We start from the raw sequence: 13,565 nt of genomic DNA, 5'->3' as shown, positions 1-13,565 counted from the left end.
CTGAACCACGTTACAATAGTGCGGTCTACCGCACAAAACGATCTGGAGTCGAGATGACGACGCCCCCAACCGCCAGCGCTGCGTTCCTCGCCGGCCTCCAGCACATCCTCACGCGGGCCGGCTTTCGCGGTGGCGACCTGCGCGCCTACCTGGCCAGGCCGGCCGCCCAGCGCGGCGGCGATGAGGCCTCAATTGTGGACCGCGCCATCGTTGGCCCGCTCCTCGATCTGCTCGGCTTCCCGCCCGGCGACCAGAACTATAACCTGCAGCGCCACGGCGACCGGCCCGACTTCGCGCCGAGCGTGGATCTCTACGGTACCTGCTTTGTTGTTGAGAGTAAGAATACAACCCTGAGCCTTCCTGGCGACATGGCCGACCCCGAGAGCCCGCTGGCCCAGCTCCAGCGCTATATGCGCCTCACGACGGTAAACCTTGGTGTGCTGACGAATGCGCGACGCCTGCTCCTCTATGCCCGCGAGGGCGCGGCGCTCTCACTGCTGCTCGACCTGGATGTCGAGGCGCTGCTGGATCTCTGGGCGCAGGACCCGTCCGCCGCCCTGCCGCCGCCAGTCGCCGGCCAGCTGGCGATGATTGAGCGGCTCTGCCACGCCTCGGCCTTCAGCGCCCCAGCCCGCATCGAGCAGGAGCTGGCCGTCGATCTGCCGACATGGCAGGCCCGCGCCCTGCCCCTCGGCACCGACGCCCGCCACGAGGATCTGCTGGTCGAGGATGTCCAGCGCCTGATCGCCACCCTGCACGCCGACGCCCGCCAGCGCCTCCAGCAGCACCTCGACCGTGACGCCGAGTATCGCCGCCGCCGGCGGTTTGTGGATGGCCGCGAGGCTGAGGAGGCGGGGCCGCGGCTTGAGGCGCTGCGGGCAGGTGTGATCGCGGCCGTCGGCCAGGTTCGCGCCACCATCGGCCTGTCCGATGAGCAGCTGGGCGAGATCCGCGCCATCCTCGATGGCCTGCCCCTAGAGAGCAACCCCTTCCGCAGCAAGAAGGCCGTCTTCGACGCCGTGCTGACGATCATCAATGCGGCGCGGGCGGCCAAGTTCGCCGATAAGCCGAGCCAGGCCCGGCCATGGGCCGACCTCGACGCCCTGACGAGCGTCCGCGATACCCTCGCCACCTATGTCGAGAAGGTCGGCGTCTACCTCAAGCACCTGGCCGACCTGCGCCAGGCCTACCGGGACACGCGGGCGGTGATGGAGGACTTTGAGACCTGGCGCGCGCTGGTGCAGGAGACGATGCTCGGCGGCAAGGACGAGGCCGAGCAGGCCGGCGAGTTTGCGCTCCAGGCGGCCTATGTGGTCTTCATCCGCCTGCTGCTCATCCGGGTCTGCGAGGATAAGGGCCTCTTCGCGCATCGCTTTGTCTCCGACGGCGGGATCAGCCACTGGCAGGAGGATATCCGGCGCTACCTGACCTTCGCCAACGGCAACCCCTACGCGCCCCTGCTCGATATGGCCTACGCCAACGCGCAGAATATCTACGCCCACTTCTTCACTGGCCGCGAGGTGTTCAACTGGTACAAGCTCGACAAAGACCAGCTGCTCATGGCCCTGCATCGCCTGAGCCGCTTCGACTTCGCCGGGGTGAACGCCGATATTGTCGGCACGATCTATAACACCTATGTGGACCGCAAGGCCAAGAAGGAGAAGGGCCAGTACTATACGCCCCGCGAGATCGTGGACTATATGCTCGACGCGGTGGGCTACGTCTCTGGCCCCGCGATCATCGGGCCGAATAGACGCCTGATCGACCCGGCCTGCGGCTCGGGCTCCTTCCTCGTCGCCGCCGCCCGGCGCCTGGTGGCCGCCTACACGGCCAGCGCCCCCGACGACGACCCGACCCCGCTGCTGGAGCAGGTGCGCCAGTCGCTCTTCGGTTTCGACCTTAACCCTTTCGCCTGCTATCTGTCCGAGGTCAACCTGCTCATCCAGGTGCTCGACCTGGTCAAGCTGGCCTTCGACCGCGGCCGGCGGGTGACGCTTGAGCGCTTCCACATCTATAACGAGGACGCCCTGGCCAGCCCGACGGCCATGTTCTCCTACAGCCGCGCCCAGCTTGAGCTGGCCGAGGAGAGCGCCGAGGCCGACCGGATCAAGCGCCGCGCCCCCGGCACGCCCTACGCCGCCGGCTTCGCCTTTGTGGTTGCCAACCCGCCCTACGGGGCCAGCGTGAGCGATGACTATAAGGCCGTGCTGCGCGGCGACTGGCCGCAGGTGTTCTACGGCCAGCCCGACACCTATGTCTTCTTCTTCGCCCTGGCGATCAAGCTGCTGGCCGCGCGCGGCCGAATGGCCTTCATCACCCCGAACACCTACCTGATGGGCACTAACACGGCGCTGCTACGCCGCGCCCTGCTCGACGCCGGGCGGATCGAGCAGATCGTCGACCTGCCCCAGGGGATCTGGCCCGACGCCAATGTCGATTGCGCCATCCTGGTGCTGGCCGAGGAGGCCGACGCGGAGCTGCGCCAGGCCCAGCAGACCCACGCCCTGATGATGGGCCTGCGCGATGGGCTGGACAAGCTGACTGACCGGGCCTGGCGCGAGCAGATCAGCCACCCGCAGCAGCGCTGGATGGGCGACCCCAGGGCCGAGATCAATATCCGCTACGACGACCTCATCCAGCAGATTGAGGACGCCTGCCGCCTGCCGAGCAATGGGAGCACGAGGGTGCTGCGGCTGGGCGAGGTGACGGAGAGTAGCCCTGCCATTGAGCCCTATCAGACAGCAGAGCAGGGTCGTCAAAATCTGTATATCAAGCAACGCAGTGAGCTCCCTGAAGGAGAATTAGGTTGGAAAAAACTCCTAGATGGAAATAGTCATATTGGGCGATATAGCCTAAGATGGGGAGTAAAGAAGCACTACTTACATTACGGACATTGGCTCTGGCGTGCGCGTGATCAGCGTTTTTTTGAGATGCCCAAATTACTGGTTCAAGATATGCGCAACCGGGCGCTCAAGCGGCGGCTAGTTGCAGCATATGATGAGCAACAGTTTTTCAATCGGAAGAATTTCAGCAACATCATTGCGAAAGACGGCTCCGGCTACGACCTAAAGTACCTTCTCGCCCTGTTCAACTCATCACTGCTCAACTACTGGTTTGCCCGCCAGTACGACAACCTGCACATCAACCCCTCGTACTTCCGCCAGCTGCCGATCTTCCCGGCCGACGCGGCGACGCAGGCGGGGCTGGCGGGGCTGGTGGACGAGCTGCTGGGCGTACACGCGGCGCTGAACGAGCTGCGCGAGCGGGGCTACGCGATCAGGCGGCGGGCGGGCAAGGATGATCGGATCGACATCCCCTACGACCTGGTGCTCGAACAGCTCCAGGCCGCGCAGCCGGGCTTTGCGCCATACACGCTCTACCAGGCGCTGGCCTCGGGCGCGGTGAGCCTGCCAGACGAGGCCGACACGGCGGCCACGGTGGGCAGCAACGTCTACACGCCGGAGCGCCACCCGACCAGCGTGGTGCTGCGACACAACAAGCTCTGGCTGATTGTGGCCGACGACGACCTGCGCGACTACCTCGTCCACTACCTGGGCCGCCCACAGTGGCGCGGGCAGGCATGGAAGGACGTGCAGGCAACGGCGCTGCTGCCGGTCGACCCGGCCGACCGGGCCAGCTTCGCGGCGCGCATCGCCGAGCGACACAAGGCGATCACTGATCGGCTCGACCGGATCGACCAGCTCGACGCCGAGATCGACCGGCGCGTGCTCGACCTCTACGGCATCAGCGACCCGGCGGCGCGGGCGCGCATCCTGGGCAGCGCGCCCGAGGATGCGGACGATGCCGTCAGCGAAGATGAGGCCGACGATGTTTGAGCAGCTCGACGCGCAGCAGGCCCGGCTCGACGCTGCGCCCGCTCCCGCCGGCCATGGTGAGCAACCTGCGCGGCGTGTACGAGCCATTCCTTGATGTGATCGCGGCCTTCCTCGGCGAGAGCTTCGGCCGCTACTGGAGGGCACGAGGGATATGATGAAAACCTACAGCGCCACGATCATGATCGACGCCCCTGTGGAGACGATCTGGGCCATCCTCACCGACGCCGCGGGCTACCCATCGTGGGACCCCTGGGCGGTCAAGATCGAGGGCGTGATCGCGGCGGGGGCCACGATCACGGCCTACACCAAGCTCAGCCCGCGGGCCTTCCCGGTGAAGATCAGCGAGTTTGTGCCCGAGCGGCTGATGATCTGGAAGGGCGGGATGCCCCTCGGGCTGTTCACCGGGGTGCGCCGCTTCACGCTGACGCCGAAGGCCGACGGCGCGGTCGAGTTCACCATCGGCGAGGTGTTCAGCGGCCCGCTGCTGCCGCTCTTCGCCGGCTCCCTCCCCGATATGACGCAGCCCTTCGCCGACTTTGCGGCCGGGCTGAAGGCGCGGGCGGAGGATTCATAACGGAGATGGCGGCACCTGTCGGCGCCGCCACCCCCGTTGTGATGTGGGATCCGCCTACTCGAACCAGGTGGTGCCGGGGCACTGGTAGCGCCGGGCCACATCCTCGTTCAGGTTAACCCCAATGCTGGGACGGTCGCCCCTCCAGCAGGGAGTCACGAAGCCCGGCGATATCCGCCTCGCGCAGGCCAAGGCCATCGCGGGCGTAGGCATCAAACGAGCCGTAGGCACCGTCAATCGCCGCGAAGGCTGCCTGGATGTAGCCCTCCTCGACGCCGAGGAGGGTGCGCACCAGGCTGCCGATCGCCGGCCCCTGTAGCAGCCGTAGCAGCAGGAGATCGCGCCGATGGGCGGCGAGGCTGTAGGTCTTCGAGCGCAGGTAGTCAGCCAAGATCACCTCCTCAGGCACCCCCAGCAGCCGCAGCAGGATCGCCGCGGCAAAGCCGGTGCGGTCTTTCCCAGAGGTGCAGTGGAAGAGCAGCGGGGATCCGCGCGCGGCCACGACCTCAGCCACGAACTGCCGATAGACCGGGGTGAATGTCGTCGCGAACGACTCGTATGCGGTGATCAACATGGTGGCGGCGTCAATATCTGCCACGTCGCCGCGCAGGATGCGCGCCTTGAATGCGCTCCCCGTTATGGCGCCGGCATCATTATCGAAGATGGGCAGCGCGATCTCACGGATGCCGTGGCCGCCCGGCAAGCGGTTGGGAGACTCGGCCCGCTCGGCACTGCTGCGAAAGTCCACGACGACGGCGAGCTCCAGCGCACGGAGCCAGCGGAGGTCGCGCGCGCTCAATCGGCCCAGGTGGTCGGACCGATAGAGCGCGCCCCAGCGCACCGCACGACCGCCTGCGGCCGGGTAGCCTCCGAGGTCGCGCAGGTTCCTCGCACCGTCGAAGGGAATACGGCGGCCAAGCTGGCGCCGCCCCGGCAGCTGATAGCGAGGCAGCGGGGCAGGGCGTCGGGCGCGGGCGCCTGCCCAGAGGAGGCTTGCGGCCAGAAAAAGGATGCCTGCGCCGCGCAGGCGACGGATCCCTTGATGCGGCGGACGTGGAGGGGTATGCATCGTCGTACACCTACGCAATCAGTGTCAAGGCGGCGCGGCTGTCCATCCGCGAGTGCATTACGCGTATGCAGATAGCCGCCCGGATGAATCTGCGTGTCGCCCATGCATGGGGTGCGCATGCTTCGGCCCTACCATGCCCCCGGCGGGCCGACACGGGCGGAGGGCGGTCAATCCGGTTTCGGTTCACCGAACGCACATGGGGCTGAAGCCCCCGGCGAGGGTTCTGCGAAGGCCGCCTGCGCGGCCTCAGACAGGCCGCGCAGGCGGCCTTCGCAAACCCGAGCCCGCCCGTGTACGGGCCGGGCGCGGTCGGGTCACAGCGTTACTTATGCGCTACTGCACTATATCACCACATTCCCCAAAGCGGCGCGGCCTCGGCTATGCGCTCAGGGCTGATGCAACGCCGCGGCCAGATTATTCTTCGCCCTGCGCTCAACCGCGCTGCGCTCGGCTCTAGCGTTCCCGCAAGGGCAGCATAGCCAACGACAGGCCCCCCCATATGGCCGCCCACAATATGGTAGGATAGAACGCGGAGGAGCGCCGCGCCAGATCGCGCGGCAGAGCAGTGGGAGGAGCCTTTATGCAGGTCAACCCAGGGATCTTTAAAGCGTACGATATCCGCGGCGTCTACCCGACCGAGCTGAACGAGGACGCGGCCTACCTGATCGGTCGGGCCTTCGTGACCTTCCTCGGCGCGCAGCACGTGATCGTCGGCCGCGACATGCGCACGTCCGGGCCGGCCATCTTCGCGGCGGTGGTGCGCGGCATCACCGACCAGGGCGCCGACGTGGCCGACATCGGCATGGTCAGCACCGACCAGTACTACTTCGCATGCGCCAAGCTCGGCTGGCCGGGCATGATGGTGACGGCCTCGCACAACCCTAAGCAGTACAACGGATTCAAGATGGTGCGCCAGATGCCCTACCTGCTCAGCGGCGACGAGGGCATCCAGGACCTGCGCCGGCTGGTGGAGAGCGAGGCGTTCCCCACCACACATCGTCATGGCTCGGTCAACCCCTACGACTTCCGCGAGGAGTTCATCCAGAAGGTGCTCTCGCTGATCGACGTGGACTCCTTGGCCGGGCGCAAGCTGAAGGTGATCGCCGACACCGGCAACGGCATGGTCGGCCCGATCCTCTCCGAGGTCTACGCGCGCCTGCCGGTCGAGCTGGTCGGGCTCTACCTCGACCCGGACGGCACCCTGCCCAACCACGGCCTCGACCCGCTCCAGCCCGAGAACCGGGCCGAGCTTCAGCAGCGCGTGAAGGACGAGGGCGCCGACATCGGATTCGCCTTCGACGGCGACGGCGACCGCTTCTTCGCCATCGACGACCGGGGCGACTTCATCTCGGGCGACTTCCTGACCGCCATCCTGGGCCGCTACCTGCTGGAGAAGGAGGCCGGCTCGAAGATCCTCTACGACGTGCGCGCCTCCTGGGCCGTGCCCGACGGGATCAAAGAGGACGGCGGCATCCCGCTGATCGAGCGGGTCGGCCACGCCTTCATCAAGCGCCGCATGGCCGACGAGGGCGCCATCTTCGCCGGCGAGGTCTCGGGCCACTACTACTTCAAGGCATTCAACTTCGCCGACTCGGGCCTCGTCCCCTCGCTCTACATCATGGAGCTGCTGGCGAAGCGCGGCGTGAAGATGTCGCAGCTGCTCGGCGAGCTTGAGGCGAAGTACTTCATCTCGGGCGAGATCAACTCGAAGGTGGCCGACCCGCAGGGCCGCCTGGCCGCCCTCGCGGAGCGCTACGCCGACGCCAAGGTCGAGCACATCGACGGGATCTCGGTCAGCTACGACACCTGGCACTTCAACGTGCGAACCTCGAACACCGAGCCGCTGATGCGCCTGAACCTGGAGTCGATCGCCTCCCACGAGGACATGGAGCAGAAGCGCGACGAGGTGCTAGCGATCATCCGCGGGTGATCGCCAGGCGAGCTCACGCTGGGGCTGCGTGCCCATGCGCATCAACGTAAGCCCCAGCTTCTCGGAATTTCGTGTTGTTTTGGCCACAATGGCCAGCAACATCACTGCGATGTACGCGTAGGCCCGGCCGAAGAGATCCTGCTGCTGGTGCAGCTTGTCCTTAGGCAGCGTGCGGCGCAGGGTCTTGTTTGAGCTCGCGCTCGTCAACGGCTTAGCGCCAGCAGACCAGGTGGATATCCTCCGGCTCCCGCGCGAAGAGCTCGGGGTCAGGCTCGGCGATCACCTGGCAGCCAAGGCGCTGGTAGAAATGGATGGTGTGCTCGGACGGCGTGGCCGAGACGTAGAGGCCGCTCGCCCCGCGTGCAGAGGCGACCGCCTGGGCGTGCGCGAAGAGCCGCCGGCCGAGGCCCTGCCCACGATAGGGCCGGCTGACGTGCAGAAACTCCAGCTGAAGCAGGTTGCGCTGGGGGCCGCGCCACACCGTATCTACGACGACTACGCCGGCGAGGGTCGCGTCATCGAAGGCCCCGGTGAACACGCCGCCCCGCTCGTAGCAGGCCAGGAGCAGCGGCGTGTACATCTCGGCCTCGCCGGGCGGCCAGCCCTGCATATCGTAGTGCTCGGGCTGGAGCACGAGCACGCCGTCGCGCAGGTAGTAGACATGATCAATCACCTCGCGCCGGTCGATCGTCCAGACGAGCGCGATCTCATCGCGGGCGAGAAGCCGAAGCTCCATAGACATCCTCGCAGTTTCGGCGCGTTACCTGACGCCATTATAGACGGGGCGGGGCGCGGGGCGCAGCGCCCGCATCAGGCGGCGCGCAGCGCCCGCCCCTACTCGGGGTTCAGCGCCTTCCGCGTGAACTGCCGGTCGAACTCCGCCCCCCAGTAGTCCGAGAGCTTGATCCCCTCCACCAAGATCTCCACGTGCGCGTAGAGCCGGGCGCCGGACGGGTCGCGCAGCTCGGTCAGGCTGTAGACGATCGCGTCCACGGCGGCCTGCCGGTTGAAGGCATCGAGGAAGGGCCGCGTCAGGTCGACCACCACACGAGTCCCGTCGCCGCGCAGGCCGCCCCCGCTGGCCCTGGTGCCCGAGGGGATGGCGCTGTAGACCCGGCCGCCGTAGCTGCCTGGGCCGTCCAGCAGCGCGTCGAGAGTCGCCCGCGCCACATCATCGGTGCGCGGGGCCAGGCGGGTCACCCGCACCCAGCGCCCGGCGCCGCTGAGGAAGTAGAGCGGCAGGAAGCGCGTGCCGCTATCAAAGCGCTCGCTCAGGCTCTGGGGGTTGTCGGGGTTGATCGGCCTGCGCGGGATCGGGGCGCTGCCGCCGCCGACGCCGATATTCGCACCATTCACCTGGATCTGCACCTCGTGTATCCCCGCGAGCTCCGTCAGGCTGAGGGCTATTGCGTACAGCCCACGGTCGTCGTCGCCCCAGGCCGGGCGGCGGTCGAAGTTTGCGATCAGGCGGCCGCCCTCGCGGCGCACATCGAGCAGGCGCACGTCGGGCGGGGTGAGCCGCTTCATCCCTGCCTGCTGCGGGCCGGCGATCAGCTCGTTGATGGTGGCCAGGGCCACCTGCGCATCTACGACGGGCGATAGTCGAGCGACCGACACAAAGAGTGTGTCGGTCGCGTCGGTGAAGTATATCGTGAGCCGCTGCTGGGTCCGCAGCCCCTCCGGCGGCGGCTGCGGTTCCGGCGTCCGGGCCGGCTCGGGTGCCTGGGTTGGCGACCCGAAGATCGGCGGCTCCGAGGTCGGCGTGTCGGCCGGCGGCGTGTCGGTCGGCGGCTCCGAGGTCGGCGTGTCGGCCGGCGGCGTGTCGGTCGGCGGCTCCGAGGTCGGCGTGTCGGCCGGCGGCGTGTCGGTCGGCGGCTCGATCGGCGTCAGCGGGGCCGCCGTATTGGTGAGCGTCGGCGGCACGGGCGTGGCGCTCGGCGGCGGCACGGGCGTCTCGCTCGGCGGCGGCGGCGGCACGGGCGTCTCGCTCGGCGGCGGCGGCGGCACGGGCGTGGCGCTCGGCGGCGGCACGGGCGTCTCGCTCGGCGGCGCGCTGGTCCCCGTCGCCGTCGGCGTGGTGGTGTCAGCGATCGCGGGGGCGATGGTGGGCGACACGCCCGCAGGGTCAGTGCTCGTCGCCGCCACAGGCACCCCTGGCGGGACGGCGGTGCCCCCCGCGCCAGCATCGCGCAGCAGATTCACCCCGGCCGCCATATAGATCCCGACAATAAAGACCAGCAGCGTCAGCAGGCCGAGGTAGATCGCCCGGTCGCGAGGCGAGAGGCCGACAAACCAGCCGCGCAGCCCGCCTGACGGCACCGCAAGATCTGCGGCAACCGCGCCAACAGCGGCTGGGGGCGTTGAAGGCAGACCCGAGCCCGTGTATAATGGACACCGGACATGCCCCGCCGAGAGACAGTAGCGTCGCTGGTAGTCCGGCTGGATGACAGGGATCTCCTGCGCCTGTCCAGTCGCGTAGCAGCGATGCTCGGAGGTGGGAGATGCGAAGCGGATCGCCTGATTCTGTTTCAGGCCGAGGTATGGACAGTGGCCTGATGGCTCGACCATAATAGTTCAGGGCTCCTGCAAAGTTGTGGACAGGAGTATTATAGGCTTCGGCCCTTGCAGCGTCAAAGCCACCGGATCGTGATCATATGCGGATAGTAATACTCTCAGACATCCACTCAAACCTAGTTGCGCTAGAGGCAGTCCTGAGCGCTGCGGGCAATTTCGACGCCCTCTGGAGCGTCGGCGACACCATCGGCTATGGGCCGCGCCCAAATGAGTGTGTCGAGCTGATGCGGAAGCATGCGCAGATCGCGATCACCGGCAATCACGACCTCGCCTCGCTCGGGAAGATCGACCTGCGCGACTTCAACCCCGACGCGCGCAAGGCGAACCTCTGGAACGGCAGCCAGCTGACGCCCGAGAACCGCGCCTGGCTTGAGCCGCTGCCCCCGAGCATCCACGTCGACAAGCAATTCCTGGTGGCCCACGGCAGCCCGCGCGAGCCGATCTGGGAGTACCTGCTGATGCCCGACCAGGCCGTGGCCAACTTCGAGCTCTTCTCCAACCAGGTCTGCATCATCGGCCACTCCCACGTCCAGCTTGGGTTTCGCATGCGCACCGGCAGCGAGCACGCCGAGCGGTTCCTGCCAGACAGCGGGCGCACCGTTGAGCTGAACAGCTCGACCCGCTACTTCATCAACCCCGGCAGCGTCGGCCAGCCCCGCGACCAGGACCCGCGCGCCGCGTTCGCCGTGTTCGACACCTCCAATAACAGCATCCGCTTCCACCGCGTCGCCTATGATATCGCCAAAACCCAGCGCCAGATGCAGGAGTGCGGCCTCCCGCCGGCCCTGATCCGCCGCCTTGAGTTCGGCATGTGAGCGACGCCGTCAGCCCGTCACCGCTGCGGCCAGCGGCGTCCATCTCACATAGCAGACATCTCATGCCGCAGATGACCGGTTTCACACGCTTCTGAGACCCACCCATGACGAGTATTGAGTCGACCTACCGCGCCAGGTTCGCCCGCTCGGTCGCCATGTTTGCAGAGGCCCAGGGGCGCTTCCCCGGCGGGATCACGCACGACGGGCGCCACGCCATGCCCTTCCCTCTGTTTATAGAACGCGCTGATGGCGCCTATACGTGGGGCGTTGATGACAATCGGATGATCGACTACTGGTGCGGCCACGGCTCGCTGCTGCTCGGCCACGGCCACCCCGCAGTCGTGGCCGCCGTGCAGGCGCAGGTCGCCCTGGGGACCCACTATGGCGCCGGGCACGCCCTGGAGCTGCGCTGGGCCGCCCTGGTGCAGCAGCTCGTCCCCGGCGCCGAGCGGGTGCGCTTTACCGCGTCGGGCACCGAGGCCAGCATGCTGGCGATACGCCTGGCCCGCGCGGCCACCGGCCGGCCCATGATCGTGCGCTTCGCCGGCCACTTTCACGGCTGGCACGATGGCATCGCCCCCGGCGCCGACCCCGAGGACCCCCACGCCGGCCTGCCGGCAGACGTGCTCGGCCACGTGCTCACCCTCCCGCCCGACGCCGACGCCCTGGAGGCGGCCCTCGCCGCCCGCGACGATATCGCCGCCGTGATCATGGAGCCGACCGGCGCCTCCTACGGCACCATCCCCCTGGCCGACAGCTTCCTGCGCGCCGCCCGCGCGCTCACCGCACGCCACGACGCGCTGCTGATCTGCGACGAGGTGGTGACAGGCTTTCGCCTAAGCCCCGGCGGCGCGCAGGCCCGCGCCGGGGTGACGGCCGACCTGACCTGCCTGGCCAAGGTGCTGGCCGGCGGGCTGCCCGGCGGCGCGGTGGCCGGCCGCGAGCCGATCATGCGCCACTTGGCCTTCGGCGACGCGGCATGGAACCGCACCCAGAAGATCCGCCACCAGGGCACCTACAACGCCAACCCACTCTCGGCGGCCGCCGGGGTGGCCGCCCTTGAGCTGGTGTCCACTGGCGCGCCCGGCGAGGCCGCCGCCCAAAGCGGCGCAGCCCTGCGCGCCGCCATGAACGATGTGCTGCGCGCCCGCGGGCTGCGCGGCTGGACGGTGTATGGCGACAGCTCGATCTTCCATCTCTTCGCCGACCCGGCGGCCCCCGTCGAGCCAGGCCAGATCCCTGAGGGCGTGCCGGTGGCCGCCCTCAAGCGCGGCGGCGACCCGCAGATCACCGGCCCCCTGCGCATGGCCCTCCAGATCGAGGGCGTCAACCTGATGCGCGGGCGCTGTGGCTTTGTGAGCGCCGCCCACGGCGCCGCCCAAGTGTCCGCCACCGCCGCCGCGCTCGACGCGGCCATCGGCCGCATGATCGCCGATGGGATGACCGAGTTGTCAGCCTAACAGCTATCACAATTCAGCCTATCGCAAGCTTTGGGCACTAGAGTAAGCTTGAATGAGCACGCCCAACCGCCGCATCTGCGCTATCACACGGCGTATGATGACGCCCTATAGGAGCCCCCCCCCATCATGCAGCAGACCCGCACCACGGCAGAGACTAGCCCCAGGAAACTGCCGATGCCGATACAGATCGGAGTCCTCGCGCTCCTCGTCGTCAGCCTTGGCATCACCGTCCCCTTCGACCCAAGCTGGTGGCAGGTTGTGACCCTCGGCGTCGTCCAGGGCCTCACCGAGTTTCTCCCGATCTCGTCCACCGCACATCTGCTGATCGCCGCCGACCTGATCGGCTTTCAGAACAGCATCGGCGGCACTTTCGAGATCGCCATCCAGTTCGGCACCGTCATCGCGGTGATCGCGTTCTACGCGCAAGATCTCTTCGGTCAGGCGAACGCGCTGATCGGCCGGGGCACGACCGGGGCTACGGCCGCGGCCCGCAGGCTGTGGCTGGCGGTGGCGGTGGCGTTCATCCCCGCCGCGATCATCGGGCTGGCCTTTCGCCAGCTGATCAAGCTGTATCTCTTCGATAGCCCATCGGTGATGGCCACCTCGCTGATCGTGGGCGGTATCATCTTCCTGGCGATCGAGCTGCTGCCCCATCGGCCCGCGCGCACCACAGAGCTGAGCGAGATCGGCTGGAAGCAGGCCCTGGGCGTCGGCGTGGCCCAGGTCTTCGCCCTCATCCCCGGCACATCGCGCTCCGGCTCGTCGATCGTCGGCGGCATGCTCGCCGGCCTCGACCGGCGCACGGCGACGGCCTTCTCGTTTTACCTCTCCATCCCGACCCTCGGCGCGGCCACCCTGGTCGATGTCCTGGGCAGCCTCGGCCAGATCCAGCCCGGCGACTGGGGCCGCCTGCTCCTCGGCGCCGTCGTGGCGATGATCGTCGGATGGCTCAGCATCGGCTGGCTGCTGCGATTCGTCTCGCGGAACAACTTTGTATCCTTCGGCATCTACCGCATCATCGCTGGCGTCGTTATCCTCGCGCTGGTGATGATAGGGAGTCTGTAGGGTAGCGTAGGGCTGCCGCCCTAAAAGCCGGCGTTGTTTTGGCCAAAACAACAAGATATTCCGGGGAGCCCGCAGACCTACATTGGTGCGCATGGAACATCGCCGCCCCCACACCCCACCGGGAGGTGGCGTCGCAAGAGCCCCGTCGGTAATGGCCAGGGCATGTGCAACGTCCTGAGCGCCTCACCGCTGGCGACTGACGTCGCGCCAGAGGGGCGCTCCGCGCCAGGCATCAGCGCAGGCCG

Annotated in this window: 11 protein-coding genes; 7 read left to right on the top strand and 4 right to left on the bottom strand. The window is 67.7% G+C overall.

All coding sequences use genetic code 11. From position 1 onward, the window contains the following. The first annotated feature begins 53 nt into the window (after window positions 1–53). The 3 genes from K2Z83_RS01875 to K2Z83_RS01865 are packed head-to-tail and all read left to right on the top strand — an operon-like array spanning window position 54 to window position 4,410. Entirely contained in the window at window positions 54–3,836 is a 3,783-nt protein-coding gene (locus K2Z83_RS01875) for an N-6 DNA methylase (protein ID WP_220593480.1), read from the top strand. After that, a complete protein-coding gene (locus K2Z83_RS01870) occupies window positions 3,833–3,991 on the top strand; it encodes a hypothetical protein (RefSeq protein ID WP_220593479.1) in 159 nt (52 codons plus the stop codon). The genes K2Z83_RS01875 and K2Z83_RS01870 overlap by 4 nt, the downstream gene beginning before the upstream one ends. Further along, window positions 3,988–4,410: an SRPBCC domain-containing protein gene (locus K2Z83_RS01865; protein WP_220593478.1), complete on the top strand. Its 423-nt coding sequence runs from the start codon at window positions 3,988–3,990 to the stop codon at window positions 4,408–4,410. Before K2Z83_RS01870 ends, K2Z83_RS01865 begins: the two co-directional genes overlap by 4 nt. 112 nt (window positions 4,411–4,522) lie before the next feature. Here K2Z83_RS01865 and K2Z83_RS01860 read toward each other — a convergent pair whose 3' ends face one another. After that, window positions 4,523–5,476 (bottom strand): tyrosine-protein phosphatase, encoded by a 954-nt coding sequence (locus K2Z83_RS01860; RefSeq protein ID WP_220593477.1) that lies wholly within the window; start codon window positions 5,474–5,476, stop codon window positions 4,523–4,525. A gap of 580 nt (window positions 5,477–6,056) precedes the next feature. Here K2Z83_RS01860 and K2Z83_RS01855 point away from each other — a divergent pair. Next, window positions 6,057–7,406, top strand: a complete 1,350-nt coding sequence (locus K2Z83_RS01855; protein ID WP_220593476.1) for a phosphomannomutase/phosphoglucomutase — start codon at window positions 6,057–6,059, stop codon at window positions 7,404–7,406. Here the strand turns inward: K2Z83_RS01855 and K2Z83_RS01850 are convergent. The 3 genes from K2Z83_RS01850 to K2Z83_RS01840 all read right to left on the bottom strand — a co-directional run bounded on the left by K2Z83_RS01850 (window position 7,386) and on the right by K2Z83_RS01840 (window position 9,725). After that, window positions 7,386–7,613 (bottom strand): hypothetical protein, encoded by a 228-nt coding sequence (locus K2Z83_RS01850; protein WP_220593475.1) that lies wholly within the window; start codon window positions 7,611–7,613, stop codon window positions 7,386–7,388. The genes K2Z83_RS01855 and K2Z83_RS01850 overlap by 21 nt on opposite strands. A gap of 4 nt (window positions 7,614–7,617) precedes the next feature. Next, window positions 7,618–8,142: a GNAT family N-acetyltransferase gene (locus tag K2Z83_RS01845; protein ID WP_220593474.1), complete on the bottom strand. Its 525-nt coding sequence runs from the start codon at window positions 8,140–8,142 to the stop codon at window positions 7,618–7,620. 98 nt (window positions 8,143–8,240) lie between these two features. Further along, entirely contained in the window at window positions 8,241–9,725 is a 1,485-nt protein-coding gene (locus K2Z83_RS01840; RefSeq protein WP_220593473.1) for a GerMN domain-containing protein, read from the bottom strand. A gap of 335 nt (window positions 9,726–10,060) precedes the next feature. Here K2Z83_RS01840 and K2Z83_RS01835 point away from each other — a divergent pair, with 335 nt between their 5' ends. The 3 genes from K2Z83_RS01835 to K2Z83_RS01825 all read left to right on the top strand — a co-directional run bounded on the left by K2Z83_RS01835 (window position 10,061) and on the right by K2Z83_RS01825 (window position 13,320). Then, entirely contained in the window at window positions 10,061–10,795 is a 735-nt protein-coding gene (locus tag K2Z83_RS01835) for a metallophosphoesterase (RefSeq protein WP_220593472.1), read from the top strand. A 104-nt stretch (window positions 10,796–10,899) separates the two neighbouring features. Then, window positions 10,900–12,255, top strand: coding sequence for an aspartate aminotransferase family protein (locus K2Z83_RS01830; protein WP_220593471.1), 1,356 nt, complete (start codon window positions 10,900–10,902; stop codon window positions 12,253–12,255). Window positions 12,256–12,429: 174 nt separating this feature from the next. After that, complete coding sequence (locus K2Z83_RS01825; protein ID WP_220593470.1) at window positions 12,430–13,320, top strand: undecaprenyl-diphosphate phosphatase; 891 nt, start codon at window positions 12,430–12,432, stop codon at window positions 13,318–13,320. The last annotated feature ends 245 nt before the right edge of the window (window positions 13,321–13,565 follow it).

Origin of the sequence: Oscillochloris sp. ZM17-4, assembly GCF_019599295.1 — a bacterium.
Classification (GTDB): domain Bacteria; phylum Chloroflexota; class Chloroflexia; order Chloroflexales; family Chloroflexaceae; genus Oscillochloris.
Note: the sequence above shows the minus strand (reverse complement) of the source record. Positions and strands in the feature narration are given on the sequence as shown.